A 21,553-nucleotide genomic window follows, 5' to 3' on the forward strand; every position below is an offset into this window, starting at 1 on the left:
AACTACGTATAGATAGCCGCATTGCCGTGCAATAGGCTTTATTGCTTATTTTGCGCCAGTCACTCTATATTAGGAAGATAATGGCTTCTAAGCGCCCTTGCCGGGCTCCTGATGCGCTCGATCGAGACTGACGAATTTATTGTACTGCTTCAGGAACGCCAGCTCTACGGTGCCTACAGGCCCGTTACGCTGCTTAGCGATTATGATCTCGATAATGTTCTTCTTCTCGGTTTCTTTGTCATAGTAATCGTCCCGGTACAAGAACGCCACGATGTCGGCATCCTGCTCGATCGAGCCCGATTCCCGCAAGTCGGACATCATCGGCCGCTTGTCTTGCCGCTGCTCGACGCCCCGGCTGAGCTGGGACAGCGCGATAACCGGCACGTTCAGCTCACGCGCGATCTGTTTGAGCGTACGCGATATTTCGGATACTTCCTGCTGACGGTTGTCGCCCTTGCCCCGGCCTGCGATTAGCTGAAGATAATCGATCAGGATCATGCCGAGCCCCTTCTCCTGCTTCAACCGGCGGCATTTGGCGCGAATGTCGGCCACCGTAATCGACGCGGAATCGTCGATATAGATGTTCGCTTCGGAAAGCGCGCCGATCGCCATCGTCAGCTTCTCCCAATCGTCCGGCTTCAAGTCGCCGGTCCGCATCGCATTCGCGTCGACATTCGCCTCCGCGCAAATCATACGCTGTACAAGCTGGGCGGCGCCCATCTCGAGACTGAAGATGGCGACGGTCTCTTTGCCGCGGACGCCCGCATTCTGCGCTATGTTCAGCGAGAACGCGGTTTTACCGACGGAAGGACGCGCCGCCACGATAATCAAGTCGGAACGCTGAAAGCCCGAGGTCATTTTGTCGAGATCCCGGAATCCGCTCGCCACGCCCGTGGAATTGCCCTTCTGCTGGGACAAGTATTCGATCTTGTCGAACACTTCCATCAGAACGTCGCGGATCGCCACGAACCCGGTGCCGGTGCGGCGCTGCGAGATTTCCAATATTTTGCGCTCGGCATCGCCTAGCAGCAGCCCGACGTCGTCCCCTGTCGAGTAGCCGTCGCTGGCAATCTGCGTAGCGGTACGTATGAGCCGGCGCAGCATCGACTTCTCTTCGACGATCGCCGCATAGTAGTCGATATTGGCCGCAGTCGGCACCGAATTGGCTAGCTGGGTCAAATAGCTGACCCCGCCTACCTCCTCGAGCTGCTGCTTATCCTGCAACAGCGCCGTCACGGTAATCAAATCGACCGGTTCGTTCGATTCCGCGAGGTCGATCATGCATTCGTATATATATTGATGCGACGTGCGATAGAAGTCCTCCGGACGAACGCGTTCCATCGCCGTAATGAGCGAATCGCTGTCCAGCAAAATCGCCCCGAGCACCGCGCATTCGGCCTCGGTATTTTGCGGGGGTACGCGCCCTTCCAGCAGTTGCTCCGCGTTCATCATCCTACTCCTCCGTTACTTGTACCTTAAGCTTAGCCGTCACTTCCGGATAAAGCTTAATCGGCACCTGCGTTACGCCGAGCGTGCGGATCGGATCGTCCAGCACCATTTTCCGCTTATCGATGACGATTTTGTGCTGCTTCTGCAGCTCCTCAGCGATCTGCTTGGTCGTGATAGAACCGAACAATCGGCCGCTTTCGCCGCCTTTGCCCTTCATCACCAACGTCATCTCGCCAAGCTTTTCCGCAAGCTCCTGCGCTTGTTTCTTTTCATTATCTTTACGTTTTTGCTCGGACAGCTGCTGCTGATCAAGCACCTTCTTATTGGAATCGGATGCGGCCACCGCCAGGTTCTGTTTGATAAGGAAATTCACTGCGTACCCTTCGGATACTTCCTTGATCTCGCCCTTTTTCCCTTGTCCTTTAACATCCTTCAGCAAAATGACTTTCATTCGAAAAGCCCCTCCTCTTCATCCATTTGTTCCAGCAATTGCTTTAGCCGTTTCTCCGCGTCTTCGAGCGTGCCTTCCAGCTGGGTCGCCGCATTCGTCAAATGCCCGCCGCCGCCGAGCCGTTCCATGACAAGCTGAACGTTGATTTGCCCGAGCGATCTGGCGCTGATGGCGATTAAGCCGTCCGGCCGTTCGCTGATCACGAAGGAGGCCATAATATCCGTCATATTCAAAAGAGTATCAGCAACCTGGGCAATCAGCAACTGAGAATATTTGCGATTCGGCTCCGCCACCGCCAGCGCGATATGCTGATTCAAGATTTCGGCGTGTTTGATGATTTCCGCTTTGTTCACGAAAGCCGTCAGATCTTCCTTCAGCAGCCGCTGAATAAGCGCCGAATCGGCTCCGCTGCGCCGCAGGAACGACGCCGCCTCGAAAGTTCGCGCTCCCGTCCGCAGACTGAAGCTTTTCGTATCGACCGTTATGCCCGCCAGAAGCGCCGTCGCCTCCAAAATATCCATCGTCAGACGCTCGTTGAAATATTGCAGCAGCTCCGTCACAAGCTCGCAGGTGGACGATGCATACGGCTCCATGTAGACCAGCATAGCGTCGCTTATAAACTCCTCGCCCCGCCGATGGTGGTCCACGACGACCTTACGAGGCGTCAGCTGCAGCAGCCTAGGCACTGCGACCATGGACGCCTTGTGCGTATCGACTACAACCGCCAGCGTCCGCGGCGTCGTAATTTGCAGCGCCTGCTCCGGCGTTACGAACCAGCGGATAAGCTTCTCATCCTCGCGGATCACATCCATCAGCTTCTGAATGGACGGGTTTACCCCTTCGAGCAGAATATAGCCTTCCTTGTTGCTGACCTGTACCGCCTTGAGCACACCGATCGCCGCGCCGATCGCATCCATATCGGGGTTTTTATGCCCCATTATGATGACCTTGTCGCTTTCTTTAATCAGATCGCGAAGCGCGTGGGAAATAACCCTTGCACGTACGCGCGTGCGCTTCTCGATCGCATTCGTCCTCCCGCCGTAGAACGAAATACGCTGTCCGATCTTGACCGCCACCTGATCGCCGCCGCGCCCGAGCGCCATATCGAGACTCGTTTGCGCCATCTGTCCGATCTCGATCAGATTGTCGAAGCCGGCGGCGATACCGATGCTCAGCGTGAACGGCACTTTCTGCTCGACCACGCATTCGCGAACTTCATCCAATATTTCAAAACGGGTTTGCTCCAGCTGCTGCAAAGATTTCTGGTTCATGAAAATCAAATAACGGTCGGATGCGGTTCTCCGCAAATACAACTGATGGCGCATCGCCCATTCGTTGATCTCGCCCGTAACCTTGGCCAGAAGAATGCTTCGGTTCTGGTCGTCCATCCCTTGAGTCGCCTCATCCAAATTGTCCATCATGACAATGCCGATTGCGATCTTCTCGTCCTGATAACGCCGGAGAAGGTCGTCATACGCCGTCACGTCGCGAAAGTAGATCTGCCGCTCCTCGGGCTTTACGATAACCTGATAAAGCAGCTTTCCAATTTTGGCGTCGAACTTCGTTTCTTTGTCCTTGCGGTTCTTAAGCGCCGGGAAGATTTCGTACAGCGGCTCTCCGATGACGGACTCCTTGCCTAGCATCGTCGACACGAAAGCATTGTGCCACTCGATCGTTTTCTCTTCGGTATACAGCGCAATCCCGATGGGAAGGTCGTTGACGACGGTAATTCCCGCCTTCTTCACCCGCTGCGAGACCGTACCGATATAATGGTTCAAGTCTTTCTGAAACGCCTTCTCCGCCTTCAGCGTGTAATATCCCAGCAATGCGCTGATCAGAAGCGCGGCTGTTGCGATTATCCAGTTAAACACGAACAATACGACGACTAACGCCGCTACGAAAACGAAGGTCCAGATCATATGCAGGCCGTGCCAACGTTTTAAAAGAAATCTGGGCATAACAGCTTCGCTCCTCTTTCCTTGCTAACTCTTGTTCGTGAAGCGGCTGCGAAGCGGAAAAACGGCATCCAGCAGCCCAAGCAGGCTAAACAGCGTAACGAATCCCGGTATTACCGGATAGAGCACGACCATAACCGCTACTGCGGCGATCGGCAGCCGTTTTCCCCAGCCCTTCTGATACGAAACAAACGACAAGAATGAAAGAGACTGAATCACGAATGCAATGGTCAGCAGCGGATACAAATTAAGTACGATCGTTACCAGGGCGGAGTCGGATCGAATATCCATGAAAAAATCCAAAACGATCGTAATCGCGTAGTAGAGCACGACCGACCTCGGCACTCTCCACTCGCGAAGCGGAGGCAGCCCCGGCAAATAAAGGCCTGAGCTTTTCAGGCGCCACCGAGTCAGCGCGTGGGTCACCAAAGCGAAATACGCCGAAACGGTAATCATGAACATCGGGATCATCTGCACCATCATGCTTACGAGGAGATCCAGCTTATCTTTAGGCAATACGCCGGTTATCAACTCGCCCATCGATGCGATCGTATCGTCCAGCAGATCTTTGTACGCCCCGATCGGGTTCGCCCCTAACAGCGAGGCCACGAGCAGAATAAGAAGCATCTCGCCGAGCAGCGTCAAAGTCCCCGCCATAATTACGCCGCGAGCCGACCATTTCTTTTTGTAAAGGCGCCCCATAACGATGACGGGTACGAGGAAGAACAGGGAAAGCAGGATGAGGAATAGCCCGACCTTGCCCGTCAGGATATACAGCAAGAGAAGCAGAATCACATAAACGAAAGTAAACCGCTTGCTATCCAGCAACATGTACAAAACGAGCGGCGGAACCATTAGAAAACTGCTCGTTATGCCGTTAAGCGGAGTCAAAAAAGACAACATCAGCAATACGTAAATCACGCACCAAACGATAGTCGGAAAAATGCTTTTCGAGTCCCGGTTCACTGCGAATCATCCAACTCCCTAAACCAGAGTGTAACCCTATCTGCCCATATCGAGGCATAACCTGACGTTCGCGATGTCCGGTTTGCCTGACCGCATCGGAGAACCATCCCGTAACGGCCGCTTAATAGCTAGATTATACCATAAACCGGACCGGTCTGTGCTAGTGCCCGCCTGCGCTTAGTTTGCTCCGGTGCAAGCTTCGCCCTTCAATTGCTTTCCGATAAATTAAAAAAGCAGCAAGGTTTCCCTTGCTGCCCGGTCCGAGAAATTACTCGGTAGTGTATGGCAGTAACGCGATTTGACGCGAACGCTTGATAGCGATCGTCAGCATGCGCTGATACTTCGCGGAAGTACCGGTCACACGGCGTGGCAAAATTTTGCCGCGCTCGCTGATGAACTTACGGAGCGTATCGATGTCTTTATAATCAATGTGTTGGATTTTGTTAACGGTAAAGTAACAAACCTTACGGCGTTTGTTGCGTCCGCCTTTTTTCGAAAACTTGCGGTCGCCGCGATCTTCGCCGCCATCTCTTTGTTTGAAGACCATTTCGTTTCAGTCCTTTCTCCATTAGAATGGCAAATCATCGTCAGAAATATCGATCGGTTTTCCATCGTCAGAAAAAGGATCTTGATTGTTGCGTGCTCCCCCGAAGGAACGATTCTGGCTCGGTGCCGGAGGTGCGAATTCATCGCGCGCCGCTCCGCCTCCGCCGCCTTGGTTCTGGCTGTTGGCCGATTCCAAGAAACGGACGTTGTCGGCAACGACTTCCGTCACGTATACCTTGCGTCCTTCGTTATTGTCATAGTTGCGCACCTGCATACGGCCTTCCACTGCCGCAAGACGTCCCTTACGCAAATAATTCGCGCAGTGCTCCGCCTGCTGCCGCCAAACGACGACAGGAATGAAATCCGCTTCGCGCTCCTTCTGCTGGTTCGAGAACGGCCTATCGACCGCAAGCGTAAACTGAGTTACCGCCACACCCGCAGGTGTATACCGCAGCTCCGGATCACGCGTTAGTCTGCCGATCAGAATAACACGGTTCAACAAAGTAATCCCCTCCAACGATCGAACTAACAAAAAGCTTGTCTTACGCTACGTCTTTAACGATCAGGTAACGAATGATTTCATCGGAAATCTTCATTACACGCTCAAGCTCCGCTACGACAGCCGGCGTACCGTTGAAGTGGACGAGAACAAAGTGCCCGTCACGAAGCTTGTTGATCTCATACGCAAGACGGCGCTTGCCCATCACATCGCTTTTTGTTACTTCGCCACCGTTCTCGATGATGCCTTGGAACTTCTCGATGGTGGACTGAACAGCTTCAGCCTCGATGTCGGTACGAATAATGTACATTATTTCGTATTTGCGCATGGTTGATTCACCTCCTTTTGGTCTAAACGGCCCCTTCCGCAGCTACGGAAAGAGCAAGGAGCGAGGATGCTTGGTATTCCCAGAAAACTCGCACCATAATACTATACCAGATTCGGTTGTGCGTTACAACCAAACCGATGCATTCCCCTTCATTTCCCTCAAATTGTATGCCGAAGGTTTACATGCCTTCCCTGTTATCCGCTCATACTAACCGATATCGGAGGTGAGTGCGATGGGTGAAAGAACCGAATTCCGTCCGGGCGAATCCGTGCCGAAGAGCGGCGACTACATCGAAATTGGCGAGAACGATTTCCACATGGGCATCCAAAATCCCAAAACCGTAACCTTGGAGAAAGGCGACGCCTTTCCGAACACGACCAACCATAATCGGAAATGGACGACGAAAACCAGACACTCCTAACATAAGGATGAGATGCGGATGAGAAAATTTACGATCGTTTTGACGCTAATCGGCGCAGCGCTTTGTCTTGTCCATTTTATCGGGCTTGATCCGAAAAACATGCTGCTGTTTTCGTTTAGCGTGCCGCTGTGGTTCGTCCCCATTTTCGCCGACATCCGCGACGTCAATTTGTATTTTGCCTACTTCTTGACGATCGTTTCCTGGGGACTGATGGGGTATGCCATCGATTGGTACGTTCAAAAATACAGAACCCGGCGCCATAGCGAATAAGCTCTCCAAGAAAAACCTTCAAAGCGTAAGCCTTGAAGGTTTTTAAATTGGATTGCGGCAAACCGGCGGCGTTAGCCAGATAGCTTTTTCGTTCCTGACACGATCTGTTCGCTTATTTCACTTGAAGCAGCCACTCCAGCATTGCCATCAGTTTTGCTTCTGTATGCGGGGAATTCGATTCGGCCGATATCCGATAAAATAATCCCGAATTACCCATACCGGATCTCCATACCAGCTCCGTTCCGCTCTCGTTCGTCGAAAGCAAGCCTTCGGCGCCCCTTATGTTCACTTTGCCGATTGTTGACATCTTGCTTAAATCGGTGTAATACGTCCCCCACCGTTTGGCTTCGGTAATCGAAGCGGATACAGACTCGCCTTCTACAAGAGCGCGCACCGTCACACCGGTTATTTCTTCTTCTACGTTTACCAGCAACGCAGCTATTTGCCCTTCGTTCGTTATGCTTTGCTTTTGCAGTTGGGCAATGTCGGGCTCACCGACATGATGCTGGATACTCCCCTCCACGAATGCTATAGATTCGCTGTCTTGCCAAGGCAGCGCAAACAATGGGCCTGCCTGGCTTCTCAACACATCCAGACTGGTTAGACGGAGAGGCTTTTCCATGACGCTTACGATGCCCTCCGGATTTCCTTCCTGCTTATATATCGCTACCGCCTCACCGGGCTGAATGCGTTCCAGGGCAGCGTCCAGCTCCTCCGCCGTGTACACAGACGGCTTGTTGTCTTGATCATATGCTCTAATGGAAAGCGTCTGATCGCCTTTATCGTTAAAAAGAGATATCGACGTGAAATAGGCATAGCCGCTGCCCACCAATGCGAGCAGCAGCACCGATGCTAAAATAACTGTCCTCGATGTAATGTTGTAACGTTTCCTATTATAAGGTAGCTTTACCCGTCTCATGATTTCGTCGTGAACGTCGATTTCCGGGATGGCGAGCTTCTCAAGCTTCTTTTCTATCGTTTGATTAGTGATCAATCTGCACCCCTCCTTTTAGGTTATCTTGCACTTGTACCCGTTCCGTCGTTTGCAGTTTCTTCCTCGCTCTTTCGAATTGCTTTCGCAAGCTGGCCGGCTTCGCCTTGAATATAACGCTCATTTCCTCGTAACTCATCCCATGGATGACTTTAAGGATGACCAGTCCCCTCGCATCCGGCGGAAGCGGCTCCAGCAAAGCCATTACTTCGGCGTCCGATTCGTCAGTCTTTACGCCGCTTCCTTGCACGGCCGTTTCATGGGCCATCCTTCGAAACAAGGCGAGCAGTCGTCCTCTCTTTTTCATTTTGTTGAGACACATGCGGTGGGCGATCGTCAGAAGCCAACCGACAAAAGCGCCGGTCTCCTCATACCGGTGCAGCTGCTCATAAGCGCGTACGAATGTTTCTTGTACAGTGTCTTCCGCATCCTGCCGATTGCCGAGCATTGGGTAGCAATACCGAAATACCTTTTGCTGAAGATGGCGCACCAGCTCCGAAAAGGCATCCTGCCGGCCTTGCTTCGCCAAGCTAACGAGGTGCTCCAGATGCTCTTCCATGTTCATTCCTCCCTCCCTTCTTATCTGTTAACAATGCTTTTGCCCGGTTTGTGACACCGATCTGCACTTATTTGTTCCGATCATAATTATCCCCGCACTTATCCACAGTGTTGATAACCACCCCAAATAGGCGCTATCCTTGTTGCGGGAAGTTATTCACATGTTGAAAACTTCGCTTATTTTCGGATTTATCCACAGGTGGATAGCGATTTAGAGCTTTCCTAAGCTATCCTTGGAATCCCTTTTAAATACTGACCTCGTTAAAAAAAATCCGTATCGGAACAGCTTGATCTTATCATCGAACCGTTTAAGAGTTTTCCGAACCGCGGCACGCGGTGCTTGGTCACACGTCGGCGGTCAATCCTCGTGCAGCCGGTACAGCCGGAAACTTGATTTCCCTTGCTGCATCTAGCTGCAGGGCCCTGGAATCTTCCGACGAGCATTTCCATTGAATATGGGCAATGGATCATTTCACACCTTACATGGCTTGGTAGGAGCTTGGCCTAGGATGTGCTGAAAGGTTACATTCGCGTTCTTAGAAAGGCGCCTGAAAGGAAAGCACGGACGTCAAAGGAATCTTAAAGCCGCTATAACGTGGACTGAAGGCTCTTCGCAATGGCATAAAAGCAGCCCCCGGAATGACTTCGAGGACAGCCCCTAGCTTTGTTGAAAGTGACAGTGACAGACGCGTAATCTTACGGCCCCACTGCCCCATCCCCTTTCACCAGAACTGCGAACCTTAACCTCGACCTTCAGTTAAAGCGGCTGCTCCCTAATGGATCGCGGCTGCACAGTGCGTTACAAAATGTATCGACGACCATGTCAGTACTCGTCACGGCTTACTGCACGACCGAGGGTCTCCGGTCTAATAATGACCTTAAAAGATCAACAAAAAAGGCCCAGCATCACGCTAGACCTCTTTAAATATATTCCTAAATACGTTTTCCCTTACCCCCTTCTTCACCTCTTCAAAAGCAACAAAAAAGCGGCCTCTCATGAGAGACCGCTGTGTTTGTATGTATGGCGGAAAGGGTGGGATTCGAACCCACGCACGGCTCGCACCGCCTAGCTGATTTCGAGTCACGTATTTGCCGCTATAAGTCGTACAGTCCCGTTAGTATCAACGGTCAGCTTACGGTCACATAGCGTACTGATTCCGGCACTTCTGCGCTTATTAGGTTCTTTCCTATTATATAGCGTATAGAGTGCGGAATCAACGTCGACCCCATGAGGTAAAATTTTTGTAAGAAATGTTTGCGGACCAGGTAAACGGCCCATCCGGCAGACACCCCCGCCCCCTATGCCCGAATGTTACGGTTATTCATTCATATGCAACCGGATGCCTAGCTGATTGGTAATCATAACGGTATCGTCACCGCTCACAAGCCGCATGGTTACGCGATAAATCGGTTCTCATACGATTATGCAGCGTATTCAGCCGGTGATTCCGGTCATATGGCGCATAAATATTCGTTGACCCCCGTGAGTTTCAAGAGACACACGTCCGGCAGGCACTCGGCGGATGATTTGCGGAATTCGCCTCTTCTACGTTAAGCATTGTTAACCTACGTTAATCAACGTTAAGTCGCGTTTCATCTATTGAAACCATCATTATGACGTTATCAATTCGCGGTTAACACGGACAAAAAAAGAGCGGAGCCGCGACGCTATACAAGCCGCCACAACTCCGCTGTTTTAGTACGTTCTGTGTCATGCGCCACCTTCGGCCGCATATTTCAATTCCCGATAGATCGCTCCCATCAAGGCATCAACATCTTTTTCCGTGTATCCTGTCCCTTGGATCGTAATACCGCCGAAGTTGTACGTCGTGTTACCTCCGCCATTGCCCCGCGAATACTCCCGGTTCTCCTCCGCCGTCATGACGCGCTCACCCTTATGGAGCCTAGCCGTATACCCGTCGTAAGGAACACGCGCTAAGCCGCCGGCATGTGATCCGTCCGCTTTTTGTTTCGTCTGCGGGAGTACGTCCTTAAACGTTACCATATCTTTGACCGTACCCGGCGAAGGCGAAAAGTCCGGAAGCCATTTCCCGACATTGTCAAGCCAGCCCGTAACCTTCTTCGGAATACCGGTTGACGCAAAACTGTCTTTGGTCTGTTGCGTATACCCTTCAGTAGCTACCATTGCGGCCGCGAGTGCTTTCGCTTGGGCGGGACCAGGCGTAGCAATGAACGTAAGAGCAGCCGCTATACCTGGGCTATTCTTCATAAATTCACGGAGGCCTACCGTAATCCCGTCTCCAACCATTCCGCCAAGCGTCTTCGCCATCTTCAGCAAGGGTTCCGAATTATCTTTCATGAAATTCGAAAGATCATTCATCGACTCCTTGATTTGATCTTTGCCGCCGTTCGCGTACCAGTGATTGATAGAGTCCGTAAGCTTGTCAAATACGAACGATACTTTCGCCTGTATTCCGTCTAAGTTGCGAAATTCCGGATTGTTCAGAAAGTTCGTTTTAACGTATCTCGAAGCCCGGTCGACGGCGCTCTCGACCGACGCGATAATAGCCGGCGAATACTTCGTTACTGTATCCGTAAGCCCCATCATTACGCGGCGCATAACCGGCAGGAACGGTTTGCCTAGCGAGATTTGCAGTGACTCGAATGCGCTTTTGAATAACTCGACCGAGCCGGCCGCCGATTCCATCTTCTTATTCGCGACTTGAAGCGCGGTAACTTTGCTCATTTCATCGCGGAATTCAGCTACGCCTTTAGCGCCGGCTTTATACAGCGTAGTAGCCGCTTTCACGCCATCAGTTCCGAAGATATCAAGCATCGTCGCTGTCCGGTCCTGTTCCGTCATGCTACCGAGCGTATCGCGTAGGACTTGCGCCACTTCAGCGAGGTCTTTGATTTTTCCGTTCTTAAAGAATTTGTTCGCTTTCCCGATACCAAGTCCGAGCCGTTCGAACAATTCCGCTGCCTTGTCCGTTTGAGGCTGCAAATACATAAGCATCGATTTAAACGAAGTACCGGCGTCTGATCCGTTCTTAAGTCCGTCATTACTCATAAGGCCGATCGCTGCGTTCAAGTCCGAGAAGGAGATACCGACCATATCCGCAACTCCGCCGGCTGACGCAAGCGCGTAACCGATACCACGAACGTCCGTAGCCGCAGCGTTTGCCGCTCCCGCCATGATATCCGCAGTCTGTGCCGCAGATAGGCCGTCTTTGCGGAACGCGTTCATTGCGGTTGCCATTGTTTCGGCAGCTTCCGTCAAGTCCAAACTCCCCGCCGTAGCGAGGTTAAGCGCCGCTTCAAGCCCGCCGGCTTGCGCGTTTGCCGGAGACATGCCGGCCTTCAGCAATTCTTCGAGTCCCTTCGCGGCTTCCAATGCACTAAATTTCGTAGCCTTGCCCATATCAAGCGAAAGCTTTTCCATTTTCGCCATTTCATCCGCTGCGAGTCCGGTTAATGCCTCGACCGATTTAAGCTGATGTTCGAAGTCCATTGCCTTGCTGATCGCTGAACCTGCGAAGATGCCGCCAACCGCAACCGCAGCGGCTCCTCCCGCGACGGCCATTTTACCGGCTGCACTCACCATTCTTCGCGTGGAACTCGTTACTCTATCGTTAGCCTTTTCGAGCATATTCGCGCTTCTTGTCTGCTTGTCGTTAGCGTCAGACGCCCTGTTTCCGGATGCCGCGAGGTCTTTGTTCGCCTGCTCCATCCGCTTGACGGCGCTAGTTGCCGACTTTAGCCCCGGCGTCATCTTATCGACGAGTGAAATCGTCGCGGATAACTTAATTGACAAGCGCGTCACATCCCATCAAGCGGGCGAACTTACGCTTCAAGTGGTCGATTTGCTCGCGTACTTTCGCAGTTTGGCGAGGCGTACGCGCTTCCTTCGCCGCGTGAACGAGTTTTACCGCTTCTCGTAGTGCGACGAATAAGCTTCGCAGATTACCGTTTTCACTGTGCTTTAGCGGCTCCGCAGCCTGTAGAAACCGCCTGTACTCACGCCTATCATCGCAGGCTAGTTCGTATGACGCGACCACCGATTCTATGAGCCTGTATTCTTCATTTGTAAACATTCTGATTCCTCCGATATAACGCAAAAAGGCCGACGCTGTGAACGCCGACCCTTCTCGTTTGATTGTGTCCTCTATATTTTGCCGGCCTTTTTTAACCGGTCAAACCGCGCTCTCGCTTCCGCAGCGGGGTCCGGCAGTTTTGGAGCGGTCCTACGTCCGTTACCGGGGTTAGGATCGACCGTACGCCTGGCCTGCGCCGCACGAATAAGAACCGGCAGAGTTTCCGCCAGCCCTGTAATTGATTCCGATATCTCCTTCTCGTCCTCGCCCATGATGTGAGGTAGCGCATCAAATACGTCGAGGCCTTTAACTCCGGACTCACCGAGCATGCGACGCTTTAGCGCAAGTACTACATCGGCCTTTTGCGCTAGTACTGCGTCCATTTCCTCCTGGGTGTACATTATTTATCGCCCTCTAGCGCTTTGCGGTAATCCTCGCCGGATTTTTGCGCACTTACCTGTCCCCAAACTTCCGCGCTCAAATAACCAGGCTTGTACGTGTGATGGACAATTTTAAGCGTATCGTACGCCGTCGCCGGGTTAGCGTTCCGGCCGTATGCTTGGAGTTGTCGATACTGCATCTGCGCGGCATTGTCGGCTAAACCCGGAATTAGCGCTCCAAATTTATCGGCATCCTTGCCGGCTTCTGTTCGGATTTCAGGCATTCGCTGCAAGACGGCGGCTTTTTGCTCCGGACTAAGCACAGGGATCGCAGATTCCAACATTTCCGCCACTACTGCGCCGTTACCGGTTGCCCGGAGTTCTAGAACGATGCTGTCAGCAAACTCGCGTGCTTCGTCCGTGACTTTAGCAATTTTAAACGCTTCCTGCGCCGCGATTAACTTTTGGGCCTTGTATTCAACTTCGTGTTCGGAGCGGATATCCTCGATACGATCGGCTAGAACCTTCTGTGCGTGGCATACCTGGATTTGTTTTTCAAGCGGTTCTAATACCACGTTTTCCTCTAACTGTTTGGCGTGCTTTCTGTACGCATCAACCGCGACATTAACCTTTCGCCCGAACTCACTCAGCGTCGGATAATTAAACAGTACGGCTGCGCCCTCCGCTAGCATCGTATCCGCTAATTCGGGACGCACTAAATAAACCGCGTCCGCCTCAAATCGCCCGTCACCGTTCCCATAGAAACGAGTCATATATACTTGTTTATCCATTCGTCACCTCTCCCGTCAGTCTTTTTATTTCTGCCGACGCTTCTTCATAAAGCTTTTTATAGCTCGGCAATTCTGCGGCTCTTGCCTTTATTTCGGCCATTTCCTGATAGTGCTTTTTACGGCCAGCTGCAAGCCGTTCCTTAACGATACGATCAATCTCTGTTTGCTGTTCTGGCGTAAACAATAACGTGCCTCCTTGTTTGTGGAACTTATTGGCCAACATAATCGGCTGGCTTTTTATCTGGATACGCTTGAAAATACGTATCAGTGTCGTTTATATACTGTCTGATAGTTACATTACGACTGCCTGGCGTTCGACCCTCAATTTCTAAGTCCCTTTCGCTGTACGAAAACACTTCGTCTACTGCCTCATCCGCAAGACCCGGAGCAAAAAGTCGAGGTGATTCTAGGAAAGCATTTGCCGATTCAAGAATCATTCGTGCCTCGGCGACTTCGGGGGATTCAAATCCGGTTTTAAGCTGCTCAAATGTTCTGGCTAATTCCCCTTTGACACTAACGTCCGTTCCCGCAAGAGAGATAATCGGTCCTGCAAAGTCTGCGTACTGTTCGCGGACAATGCTCGCCAAGTATGCGTCATCGATGCGGCTAATAAACTCACTAAATTTCCTCAATGCGGTGTCTTTACGCATAGATAGTAGAAGCTCCGTTTTCAACGTACGCATTTCGGACTCAAATCTCTCTAACTTTGTTTCGTCCGGCTTCTGTACGGTTTCATAAATCACACCTTCCGCTTCCCGGACTGCCTTTTTAAGATTAAGCACGTACTCCTGACGACGGGTGTGCGTTTGTTGTAAGAACTCAACTCCTCGCTTTGCTTTAGCCTGAGCTGTTTTTACGCTCTTCCCTTGCGCGGAGAGATTTTTGTCGCCTCTAATTTTCGAAAGTTCTTCCCTCATGCTGAATACCCTTTCTCGAAGGAATCCCATAGACGTACCTTTAATTTCATGTGCTTGTTGAAGATACTTTCGTGCATTTTCAATTTTCTTTGTCATTTCTATTCCCCCAATATGTTGATTGTTTACTAGCGATTGATGGATGAAAAGAATCCCTACGATACCTCTACGTTAACGGCCCGTGTTTTCTTACCATCCTGACGTACATCAAACGCCACACGGTCGCCTTTTCTCAGCGACATGATTCCGGTCATTTGCAGGTCATCATAGTGAACAAAGACGTCGACTTCTCCGTCATCCGGACGGATAAACCCGTAATCGCGGTTTCTAAGATAAAGCGTAACTGTTCCGGTATATTTAGGCTTAACCTTCTGCATCTGTCCCGGCTTGCTCTGTTTTCTCGGTTTGTTGGGCTTGCGCGGACTTGTCGCGATTGACGGCCCTAGGTCGAGCATATCGCCGGTCCCTTCGCCGCCGTCCCACGTTTTCGATTCATAAAATGTCCTCATTGATGTATCCCCCTGTTATTTCCTTCTTCGTTTACCACGCGCATCACTAACGAGCGTCGGCAGGAGCCATAGCGCCCGTTCCTCGCTACAATCTTCACCGAGCCGGAAAGTAAGCGTCTGCCCGTCGGTAAGGACGACGCGGGCTATCTTCGTTTTGTCACCGACCGGATAGTCGCGGCCGGGTTCGCAGATCATAACGCGAGCAATCAACGGTGACTCCTCCTTATAACGACGTGTCGCAAATATCGGCAATCTTCGGCCGGATCGCGGAAACATTTACATTGCGGATTCGATTGATTCGTTAAGGCTGCCATGATTGCGCATGTTTCGTCGTCCGGTCTGTACATGTCACAGTAAGTTGCGGCATCCTGGCGAGTTGCGTTACTCATCCGCTGATAGCTCCGCGCAGTACGCTTCGAACGCTTCCTTATCCGTTGAATAAACCGCGATACCGTCCGCGTCGAACCATTCGCACGAATCCCGCGCTTCAAATACGCCGGACCAAATCGCGTCGAGCGACGTTTCCGTTTCGGATACCGGCCACCGGCCAGTTTTATGTACGTATGGACTAGTAGGCGGATATATTCGGACAACATGCTCCGCAATCCCGTTTACGTTCTCGATCGAGTGATTAACGCGCATACATCGTTCAAACTTCAGTTTCATTCCGAAATCGTTCCCCGTGCGGATCGCTTGCGGTTAGCATCCGTCTCTTATTGGTTTGCCCGCGTGAAGCCCGACCGTTTTACGTCAGCTCGTAGGACGTTTTTGCGCAAAATAAAAAGCGCCTCTATAGCGCCAAGTTTGCCGAAGCTTTTGCGGCCGCGATCGCTTGCATGATCTCGTCGCCTGTTCCGTACGTCTGTGCAATCCGGATTCGCAAGTTACTCGTTACCGCGCGCCGGCCGTTCTCGACATCGGATATTAACGCCTGACTAACACCGAGCTTTTTCGAAAACTCCGCCTGCGTCAATCCGTCCATAATCCGGATACCGCGTAGGCCTGTACCTTCCATTTATAACAAACCCCTTTCCTCATTTGATTTAACGCAAAATGGGGAAATAAAATACTTCCCCTGTCACCTATACCTTTTTGTCGCCACTTAAACCGTTATTCACCGGCGGCATGTGCTCCCCTTTTCCGGTTGCCGTCCCCGTATGCTTCGTTCTGACTGCGTACAGTATCGATCAACTCCACGCCGTGTGGGACCTCATATTTCCACGCACGTTTCAACATTTCGTATTCATCGAGCCAAAACGGATATTCCAGCCACCATACGTAATACTCGTCACGCTTCGTCCGCTTCCTCACCTTACCGGTCAATAGCGCTTTGTCCGCCCGCTGCTGCCGCTTTTGGAACGATTTAGCTCCCGTCTTACACTCGTCGCAACATGTCCGCTTGGTATTCCGCAGACTGCTATCCCGCCACGGATAGCTGCAGAAATCACACCGTTTAACGCGCGGATCGGCCGGCGGTTCCGTCAAAAGTCTGCGGATGACGACGGCAGCTTCGTCACGCGATAAACCTTCGGTCAAAGTGCGGGCATATTCGAGCGCGCCGGCTCCTGGTGATTCGTTCATAACGCGGCCTCCTCGCCATATTCGATATACTTCCGCAATTTATCCGCCAACCGCTGACGAACGCGCTGTGCTTGTTTCCTATCTCGAAGTCCGACCGTATCCGCCATTTCTTGTAGCGTCGCTTCGGGGTCAGTCCGGAGATATTCGAAAAGTTTCCGCTCTTGTTCTGTCAAAGACGGTTCGGACGCCATTTCCTCGATCGTGGTCCGATCTATTACTTGTTTCTCCGTATTGTCCGACGCGGCCATTGCGTCGATTAAGAGCGCAGGCTGTCCATTGACTTTTATTACAGCATCATCAAGTCGCGCGACAAGGTGATTTATGGAGTATGTCTTCGACTTTGCCTTCCGAACAAGATCGACCGCCCGATAGTGGAACGCCTTAGAAAGCTGCTTCATAATATTGTCGCCGGTAAACTCACCTCGAGATAATCGCGCCATGAAGACCGCTATCACTGTATTAAATTCGGACCGAAAATCGTCTTCGTAAATCCGTAGCTTCCGATACCTGGCCGCATAACGTCGGGCCTTGCGGTCAAGTAATCGGTTTGATGACGGGTCCAGCGGATCGGTAATCCGTCTGACGAACGCTTCAAACTCGCTCATGTCGCCCTGTGTTTCTTGGAAATAGATGTTTGCATAATAGAAGGCGGCGTCTACTTCGTTCCTTACATCGTCTTGGAAAAAAGAGTCCGCAACTTCCTTCCCAACTTTAGTGAATAGCGACATGTAAACCCTCCGAAATTTAATAAAATATTTTCGAAATTTCTTCGATTTGCCTGCCACAAACACATATAAAATTACGATATATACTACGTAAGCCCATTTTGGGCCTCCGTACACTACTCCGCCTTACAATCCGGCTTTTGATACCGTTCCATATCCGACCTTAATCGAACAGTACGACGGAATATGAAAACATTAAAACCGTCACGACCGCCTGCGTCGTCCGAAACAACTTCGAATAATTCATGCCCATGATAAAGAAGCCAGCCCGCCATATACTTCGAGTGAATCCGAATTATCGGTTCCAATTCATCTCCTCCTTCATAGCCGATTAAAATAGTCGGAATTATACGTAACTTTGCCGAAAAATAGACCGCGCGGAGCCTCGCCGGTTAAGAACGAAACTTCCGCGCGTTGAATCGGGTACTAAACAACTCCGGCCTCGTCCGCCTGCCTTAAGTCTACTACCTCCAGCATCATTTCGTAGGCACTTTCGATAATGCGAGCCGAGCGTACCGGTTCCCCGTTTTCAAAGCGCCGCAGGGTACTAGCCGCAATTCCAATCCGTTTCGCGGCATCGGATAATGTGATTTGATAAGTAATGCGGTCCTCTTGGAGTTGCCGACCGATCTCCGCCCAATCCAACTCGTTCGCGGTTATGAATTCGTCGCGGCTCAATCGTTCGCCCGCCTCCATACGGTCAGCCAATCGCTTCCGCCGCGCTAATTCCGCCCGTAGTTCCTTCTTCGTCATCGTTTTCGTCGTCATGGTATCGTCTCCCTCTTCGTTTGGATTGCGTCATCTTCATCATCTGACGTCTTTCACTTACATAGACGCCGCTGTTTGCGATCTCGCACACTTTGGCGAAAAATCGTTCTTACTTTATTACACGAGACAATTCCCAATCTCGCACATTCCCTAAAATTATTTTTGAAATCATGAAACCAAACAGAACAAATGTTCGTACTATAGAGTATAGAAAACGTCAGACAGCGTTCGTTCCACCGTCTGACGCGTAGCCCGACATGTTGCCGCAAGCGAGCCGATTTGTTGAAACCGCTGGAATGTTAGCGCAAACCGGCAGTGTGAGACTAAACTGTCCGAGTAGCGATCCGGCTGCAACCGGCACGGACATTACGACAAGATCATTATTCGCGATCGATTTGGCGTGGTGCTGGCGGCTCAAAAGGGCATGGCGATGCGGACCGATTGCCGTCGGTCTGCGTTACCCTCAAAATGTATGTAAAAACGGCTGTGACGCGTACACAGTCCGTAAAAGCGGCTAATCCGCGAGGGAAAACGTCCAAGGCGTCATCCCTTTCGGCCGGTTGCCGTCCGGCTCTCGTCAGGCGGAAAAAGTATCAACAAATTCGAAATCAATGTCCGCGCCCATCGGTATGAGAATCGTCATCAAAAAGTCAAATCCGGTCATCGCAGCAAGCCGGGCATAAATCCGCTCGATCACATCGTCAGCCCGGACATTAGTTGCGAGTATAAGCGAGTTTACCGGGTCCTCCGAATAGACGCGCTCCTTCTCCGTAGGGCTAACGCGAATCAGCCATAACACGCCACTATCGTCAATGTACATCGCGTGCCGGTCTTCTACTAGGTAACCCGGAACGAGCTGCCGGCGGTCTTCAAAAACGTCAATGTCGATGTGAATCCGTTTTAACACGTCGGCACGCTCCTTCCAGCCCGCAGGCGTTCGTTCATTGCGAGCTTGTACGCAAGCAGACGAGCAGGACGATTGGACGGCGGGACACGATCGGTACGGCCCCTAAGAAGATCGAAACGAGCGCGATTGTAGGCGTTGACTTTGCGCATGTACCACGCCATTCGGCGGACGTTACGGTTCATTGCAGCGCACCACCAATCATGCCGCGCAGGAACTCGCCGGCGATAACTCCGAGTAGGCGCGCAAGAAGACGGCCGCGAGGCGTTTTACGACGTCTAGCTGACTGCATCGAACGTCACCTCCCCACGCGTTAACACGAATCCGAGCGATAGCAACTGTTTCCGCGTGATAATGGCAAGGCCGGCGATCGGATCGTCAGCCAGTTCCGGCAGGATGCGGAAGAAGGCAGCGGGCAGGACGACGATTTGTTGACGCAACTTCTTCGAATCGACTAGCGAAACGATATAGTTCTGGCTGCGGTGGTCGCGGTAATAACCGATTTGATGATGGTACGGAGTAAGCGTGACGGTGCCGATGTCAAACTGGCCGGTGGTGGCGTTGAATACGTCGACGGTGAACGTTTTTTGCATAGCGGAATACCTCCCGTTTATTGAAATAATTGCGACGTTTTGCTAAGATGAACGTATGAATAGCAATGTCAGCATATCGAAATGTCAACATGTTGTGCATGGGTATATAATACACCCCTTTTGCATAACATGTCAACATATTGTGCATTAATTTGTGGGGGAATTTTATGCGTATTCGATGCAGGCTTGGAGATATAATGAAACAGCGCGGATTATCGAATAAGGACGTCGTAGAATTAACCGGTGTCAGCCGCAACACAATAACGTCACTAGCGGCTAATGCGACAAAACGGATTGATTACGATACCCTCGAAGGCCTATGCAGAGGACTCGGAGTATTTCCGGGCGACCTAATCGAATATATTCCGGACAATGACTAGTAGCCGCGTACCTTTTACGCGGTCTTTTTACTTTATTCTTATATTTTTATCCACACACCGCCTCTTCAAGAATGTATGATATAATCGAAATAGAAGAGTTTACCAAATATGAGGCCGGTGTGTGATTTGGATAATATTGAAGTTGCCAATGTTTTCGGGGTCAAAAAAGAAATGGTACTAAGTTATATAGAGCGAGAACAAGTTGACCAAAAATTTAAGAGGGCCTTAAAAACGGATAACCACATAGTCGTATATGGGGCATCTAAACAAGGAAAGTCCACGCTTCGGCGAAAACACGTATCAATGGACGAAGAAGTTCTCATACAATGTGTACCTAATCATGACATAGTATCGATATACAGCTCAATTTTAAGACAATCCGGAGTTCAAATGGAAACGTCAATCAGTGAAAAAGTACTTTCTCACGATGATTCTGACTCGAAAGCTAAAATCAAGGCTAAAATTCCGTTATTTGGCGAAGTAGATGCAGAATTTGGTGGAAAAGAAGGGGAGAGTAACGAAAGGATTGTTAACTATAAGTCCATAGAAATAAATATTGAAATTGCTCAAGATATTGGAGAAGTCCTAAATGGCATTAGTTTTAATAAGTTTATCGTCCTTGAGAATTTTCACTACTTGGACGACGAAATTCAAAAGCGACTTGCTTTTGACTTGAGAACATTTCAAGACATGGGCGTTAGAGTTATCATATTGGGGATATGGAGAGAGAGAAATCGTCTAAATCAATTCAATGGCGACTTGATTGATCGGATTATTGAAATTCCTGTTGAACCTTGGGAAGATAAAGATTTCGATCTAGTAATAGATAAGGGCTGTAAGTTACTTAACATATCTTTCAGTGATTCGATAAAGAATAACATAAAGAATTACTCCTTTGGGAATATTGGAATTGTTCAAGAATTATGCAAAGAGCTTTGCTTTGCTTATGGTGTGCTTTTAAAAAAACCTTTGCATGAAAATTTTTACGATGAAAAATATTTACAAAAAGCAATTCAAATAAAAGTTGAAGACTATACGTCTAGGCATGAGCGGGCTTTAGAAAGTATCGCAGACGCGAGTAGGCATTACGAATCGGGACTATTTCTTCCATATTACATTGTAAAAATTATTGTTCTTTCTGACGTCCTTGAGTTAAAGTCTGGGATCAAGCGCCCAATACTTCACAATAAAATTAAAGAAGTTCATCATGAGCCCGATAGAGTTAGAGCGGGTGATATGACAAATTTACTTCATGGTCTAAGTAAATTACAAAGTAAGAAGTCGATAATCCCGCCACTTTTTGATTACGATAGGTCTGACAAAAGACTAAAAGTAATTGACTCTACTTTATTATTCTTCTTGAAATTCTCGGATGTAAACGATGTGCTTGAAGAGATACCAAATCCCGTTGACGATAGTGCTCAAGCGGAATTATTTTAATTAAACTGATATCGTTTTTAACGTGATTTTCCCGTCAAATTAGCGCCTTATGTCCGTCGCTAGTACATACCCCTTTCAA

The 21,553-nt window shown here is 50.4% G+C and carries 27 protein-coding genes; 4 read left to right on the forward strand and 23 right to left on the reverse strand.

Annotation, left to right across the window (positions count from 1 at the left end; genetic code table 11):
* Nucleotides 1–87: 87 nt before the first annotated feature.
* The 7 genes from dnaB to rpsF form a co-directional block, all read right to left on the reverse strand.
* Nucleotides 88–1,449 (reverse strand): replicative DNA helicase, encoded by a 1,362-nt coding sequence (dnaB, locus tag DQG23_RS21065; RefSeq protein ID WP_113032912.1) that lies wholly within the window; start codon nucleotides 1,447–1,449, stop codon nucleotides 88–90.
* 4 nt (nucleotides 1,450–1,453) lie between these two features.
* Entirely contained in the window at nucleotides 1,454–1,900 is a 447-nt protein-coding gene (gene rplI / locus DQG23_RS21070; RefSeq protein WP_113032846.1) for a 50S ribosomal protein L9, read from the reverse strand.
* On the reverse strand, nucleotides 1,897–3,858 hold the full coding sequence (locus DQG23_RS21075) for a DHH family phosphoesterase (protein WP_113032847.1): 1,962 nt from the start codon (nucleotides 3,856–3,858) through the stop codon (nucleotides 1,897–1,899). The genes rplI and DQG23_RS21075 overlap by 4 nt, the downstream gene beginning before the upstream one ends.
* Before the next feature lie 24 nt (nucleotides 3,859–3,882).
* Nucleotides 3,883–4,821 carry a DUF2232 domain-containing protein gene (locus DQG23_RS21080; RefSeq protein ID WP_113032848.1) on the reverse strand — a complete coding sequence of 313 codons (939 nt, stop codon included), beginning with the start codon at nucleotides 4,819–4,821 and terminating at the stop codon, nucleotides 3,883–3,885.
* A 268-nt stretch (nucleotides 4,822–5,089) separates the two neighbouring features.
* Nucleotides 5,090–5,368 carry a 30S ribosomal protein S18 gene (rpsR, locus tag DQG23_RS21085; protein ID WP_113032849.1) on the reverse strand — a complete coding sequence of 93 codons (279 nt, stop codon included), beginning with the start codon at nucleotides 5,366–5,368 and terminating at the stop codon, nucleotides 5,090–5,092.
* Between the two features lie 21 nt (nucleotides 5,369–5,389).
* Entirely contained in the window at nucleotides 5,390–5,869 is a 480-nt protein-coding gene (gene ssb, locus DQG23_RS21090) for a single-stranded DNA-binding protein (RefSeq protein WP_113032850.1), read from the reverse strand.
* A 40-nt stretch (nucleotides 5,870–5,909) separates the two neighbouring features.
* Nucleotides 5,910–6,194: a 30S ribosomal protein S6 gene (rpsF, locus tag DQG23_RS21095; RefSeq protein ID WP_113032851.1), complete on the reverse strand. Its 285-nt coding sequence runs from the start codon at nucleotides 6,192–6,194 to the stop codon at nucleotides 5,910–5,912.
* A 232-nt stretch (nucleotides 6,195–6,426) separates the two neighbouring features.
* Between rpsF and DQG23_RS21100 the strand changes: the two genes are divergently transcribed.
* Nucleotides 6,427–6,615, forward strand: coding sequence for a YjzC family protein (locus DQG23_RS21100; RefSeq protein ID WP_113032852.1), 189 nt, complete (start codon nucleotides 6,427–6,429; stop codon nucleotides 6,613–6,615).
* Nucleotides 6,616–6,633: 18 nt separating this feature from the next.
* Nucleotides 6,634–6,885 carry a hypothetical protein gene (locus DQG23_RS21105; protein ID WP_238177958.1) on the forward strand — a complete coding sequence of 84 codons (252 nt, stop codon included), beginning with the start codon at nucleotides 6,634–6,636 and terminating at the stop codon, nucleotides 6,883–6,885.
* Between the two features lie 112 nt (nucleotides 6,886–6,997).
* Here DQG23_RS21105 and DQG23_RS21110 read toward each other — a convergent pair whose 3' ends face one another.
* The 16 genes from DQG23_RS21110 to DQG23_RS21200 all read right to left on the reverse strand — a co-directional run bounded on the left by DQG23_RS21110 (nucleotide 6,998) and on the right by DQG23_RS21200 (nucleotide 19,654).
* A complete protein-coding gene (locus tag DQG23_RS21110; RefSeq protein WP_113032854.1) occupies nucleotides 6,998–7,879 on the reverse strand; it encodes a hypothetical protein in 882 nt (293 codons plus the stop codon).
* Complete coding sequence (locus DQG23_RS21115) at nucleotides 7,869–8,435, reverse strand: RNA polymerase sigma factor (RefSeq protein ID WP_158560618.1); 567 nt, start codon at nucleotides 8,433–8,435, stop codon at nucleotides 7,869–7,871. Before DQG23_RS21115 ends, DQG23_RS21110 begins: the two co-directional genes overlap by 11 nt.
* A gap of 1,710 nt (nucleotides 8,436–10,145) precedes the next feature.
* The gene (locus tag DQG23_RS21120; protein ID WP_113032856.1) at nucleotides 10,146–12,209 is read right to left on the reverse strand and encodes a phage tail tape measure protein; all 2,064 of its coding nucleotides are present in this window, start codon (nucleotides 12,207–12,209) and stop codon (nucleotides 10,146–10,148) included.
* Nucleotides 12,199–12,489 carry a hypothetical protein gene (locus DQG23_RS21125; RefSeq protein WP_113032857.1) on the reverse strand — a complete coding sequence of 97 codons (291 nt, stop codon included), beginning with the start codon at nucleotides 12,487–12,489 and terminating at the stop codon, nucleotides 12,199–12,201. The genes DQG23_RS21120 and DQG23_RS21125 overlap by 11 nt, the downstream gene beginning before the upstream one ends.
* A gap of 71 nt (nucleotides 12,490–12,560) precedes the next feature.
* The gene (locus tag DQG23_RS21130; RefSeq protein ID WP_113032858.1) at nucleotides 12,561–12,890 is read right to left on the reverse strand and encodes a hypothetical protein; all 330 of its coding nucleotides are present in this window, start codon (nucleotides 12,888–12,890) and stop codon (nucleotides 12,561–12,563) included.
* Nucleotides 12,890–13,660, reverse strand: a complete 771-nt coding sequence (locus DQG23_RS21135) for a hypothetical protein (RefSeq protein WP_113032859.1) — start codon at nucleotides 13,658–13,660, stop codon at nucleotides 12,890–12,892. Before DQG23_RS21135 ends, DQG23_RS21130 begins: the two co-directional genes overlap by 1 nt.
* Nucleotides 13,653–13,844, reverse strand: coding sequence for a hypothetical protein (locus DQG23_RS21140; RefSeq protein ID WP_113032860.1), 192 nt, complete (start codon nucleotides 13,842–13,844; stop codon nucleotides 13,653–13,655). The genes DQG23_RS21135 and DQG23_RS21140 overlap by 8 nt, the downstream gene beginning before the upstream one ends.
* Before the next feature lie 25 nt (nucleotides 13,845–13,869).
* Nucleotides 13,870–14,673 (reverse strand): hypothetical protein, encoded by an 804-nt coding sequence (locus tag DQG23_RS21145; protein ID WP_113032861.1) that lies wholly within the window; start codon nucleotides 14,671–14,673, stop codon nucleotides 13,870–13,872.
* 56 nt (nucleotides 14,674–14,729) lie between these two features.
* A complete protein-coding gene (locus DQG23_RS42750; protein WP_202865936.1) occupies nucleotides 14,730–15,083 on the reverse strand; it encodes a cold shock domain-containing protein in 354 nt (117 codons plus the stop codon).
* Nucleotides 15,084–15,464: 381 nt separating this feature from the next.
* The gene (locus tag DQG23_RS21160) at nucleotides 15,465–15,749 is read right to left on the reverse strand and encodes a hypothetical protein (protein WP_113032863.1); all 285 of its coding nucleotides are present in this window, start codon (nucleotides 15,747–15,749) and stop codon (nucleotides 15,465–15,467) included.
* 124 nt (nucleotides 15,750–15,873) lie between these two features.
* Nucleotides 15,874–16,098 carry a helix-turn-helix domain-containing protein gene (locus DQG23_RS21165; RefSeq protein WP_113032864.1) on the reverse strand — a complete coding sequence of 75 codons (225 nt, stop codon included), beginning with the start codon at nucleotides 16,096–16,098 and terminating at the stop codon, nucleotides 15,874–15,876.
* Nucleotides 16,099–16,193: 95 nt separating this feature from the next.
* Nucleotides 16,194–16,664 (reverse strand): hypothetical protein, encoded by a 471-nt coding sequence (locus DQG23_RS21170; RefSeq protein ID WP_113032865.1) that lies wholly within the window; start codon nucleotides 16,662–16,664, stop codon nucleotides 16,194–16,196.
* A complete protein-coding gene (locus DQG23_RS21175) occupies nucleotides 16,661–17,392 on the reverse strand; it encodes a hypothetical protein (RefSeq protein ID WP_113032866.1) in 732 nt (243 codons plus the stop codon). Before DQG23_RS21175 ends, DQG23_RS21170 begins: the two co-directional genes overlap by 4 nt.
* A 423-nt stretch (nucleotides 17,393–17,815) precedes the next feature.
* Complete coding sequence (locus tag DQG23_RS21185) at nucleotides 17,816–18,157, reverse strand: helix-turn-helix domain-containing protein (RefSeq protein ID WP_113032868.1); 342 nt, start codon at nucleotides 18,155–18,157, stop codon at nucleotides 17,816–17,818.
* Nucleotides 18,158–18,734: 577 nt separating this feature from the next.
* Nucleotides 18,735–19,064 carry a hypothetical protein gene (locus DQG23_RS21190; protein WP_113032869.1) on the reverse strand — a complete coding sequence of 110 codons (330 nt, stop codon included), beginning with the start codon at nucleotides 19,062–19,064 and terminating at the stop codon, nucleotides 18,735–18,737.
* Between the two features lie 275 nt (nucleotides 19,065–19,339).
* A complete protein-coding gene (locus DQG23_RS21200; protein ID WP_113032871.1) occupies nucleotides 19,340–19,654 on the reverse strand; it encodes a hypothetical protein in 315 nt (104 codons plus the stop codon).
* Between the two features lie 167 nt (nucleotides 19,655–19,821).
* Here DQG23_RS21200 and DQG23_RS21205 point away from each other — a divergent pair, with 167 nt between their 5' ends.
* Both DQG23_RS21205 and DQG23_RS21210 read left to right on the forward strand, forming a co-directional pair.
* The gene (locus DQG23_RS21205) at nucleotides 19,822–20,034 is read left to right on the forward strand and encodes a helix-turn-helix domain-containing protein (RefSeq protein ID WP_113032872.1); all 213 of its coding nucleotides are present in this window, start codon (nucleotides 19,822–19,824) and stop codon (nucleotides 20,032–20,034) included.
* Between the two features lie 126 nt (nucleotides 20,035–20,160).
* Nucleotides 20,161–21,474, forward strand: coding sequence for a hypothetical protein (locus DQG23_RS21210; protein WP_146762347.1), 1,314 nt, complete (start codon nucleotides 20,161–20,163; stop codon nucleotides 21,472–21,474).
* Nucleotides 21,475–21,553 lie beyond the last annotated feature (79 nt).

The sequence above is a fragment of the Paenibacillus contaminans genome, assembly GCF_003285015.1.
In the GTDB taxonomy this organism is placed as follows: Bacteria; Bacillota; Bacilli; order Paenibacillales; family NBRC-103111; genus Paenibacillus_V; species Paenibacillus_V contaminans.

Excerpts from the sequence above, each read along its gene's own strand:
- dnaB (WP_113032912.1), bottom strand. The coding sequence starts at position 1,449 with ATGAACGCGGAGCAACTGCTGGAAGGGCGCGTACCCCCGCAAAATACC.
- rplI (WP_113032846.1), bottom strand. The coding sequence starts at position 1,900 with ATGAAAGTCATTTTGCTGAAGGATGTTAAAGGACAAGGGAAAAAGGGC.
- DQG23_RS21075 (WP_113032847.1), bottom strand. The coding sequence starts at position 3,858 with ATGCCCAGATTTCTTTTAAAACGTTGGCACGGCCTGCATATGATCTGG.
- rpsR (WP_113032849.1), bottom strand. The coding sequence starts at position 5,368 with ATGGTCTTCAAACAAAGAGATGGCGGCGAAGATCGCGGCGACCGCAAG.
- rpsF (WP_113032851.1), bottom strand. The coding sequence starts at position 6,194 with ATGCGCAAATACGAAATAATGTACATTATTCGTACCGACATCGAGGCT.
- DQG23_RS21100 (WP_113032852.1), top strand. The coding sequence starts at position 6,427 with ATGGGTGAAAGAACCGAATTCCGTCCGGGCGAATCCGTGCCGAAGAGC.
- DQG23_RS21105 (WP_238177958.1), top strand. The coding sequence starts at position 6,634 with ATGAGAAAATTTACGATCGTTTTGACGCTAATCGGCGCAGCGCTTTGT.
- DQG23_RS21115 (WP_158560618.1), bottom strand. The coding sequence starts at position 8,435 with ATGGAAGAGCATCTGGAGCACCTCGTTAGCTTGGCGAAGCAAGGCCGG.
- DQG23_RS21125 (WP_113032857.1), bottom strand. The coding sequence starts at position 12,489 with ATGTTTACAAATGAAGAATACAGGCTCATAGAATCGGTGGTCGCGTCA.
- DQG23_RS21130 (WP_113032858.1), bottom strand. The coding sequence starts at position 12,890 with ATGTACACCCAGGAGGAAATGGACGCAGTACTAGCGCAAAAGGCCGAT.
- DQG23_RS21135 (WP_113032859.1), bottom strand. The coding sequence starts at position 13,660 with ATGGATAAACAAGTATATATGACTCGTTTCTATGGGAACGGTGACGGG.
- DQG23_RS21145 (WP_113032861.1), bottom strand. The coding sequence starts at position 14,673 with ATGACAAAGAAAATTGAAAATGCACGAAAGTATCTTCAACAAGCACAT.
- DQG23_RS42750 (WP_202865936.1), bottom strand. The coding sequence starts at position 15,083 with ATGAGGACATTTTATGAATCGAAAACGTGGGACGGCGGCGAAGGGACC.
- DQG23_RS21160 (WP_113032863.1), bottom strand. The coding sequence starts at position 15,749 with ATGAAACTGAAGTTTGAACGATGTATGCGCGTTAATCACTCGATCGAG.
- DQG23_RS21165 (WP_113032864.1), bottom strand. The coding sequence starts at position 16,098 with ATGGAAGGTACAGGCCTACGCGGTATCCGGATTATGGACGGATTGACG.
- DQG23_RS21170 (WP_113032865.1), bottom strand. The coding sequence starts at position 16,664 with ATGAACGAATCACCAGGAGCCGGCGCGCTCGAATATGCCCGCACTTTG.
- DQG23_RS21175 (WP_113032866.1), bottom strand. The coding sequence starts at position 17,392 with ATGTCGCTATTCACTAAAGTTGGGAAGGAAGTTGCGGACTCTTTTTTC.
- DQG23_RS21185 (WP_113032868.1), bottom strand. The coding sequence starts at position 18,157 with ATGACGACGAAAACGATGACGAAGAAGGAACTACGGGCGGAATTAGCG.
- DQG23_RS21200 (WP_113032871.1), bottom strand. The coding sequence starts at position 19,654 with ATGCAAAAAACGTTCACCGTCGACGTATTCAACGCCACCACCGGCCAG.
- DQG23_RS21205 (WP_113032872.1), top strand. The coding sequence starts at position 19,822 with ATGCGTATTCGATGCAGGCTTGGAGATATAATGAAACAGCGCGGATTA.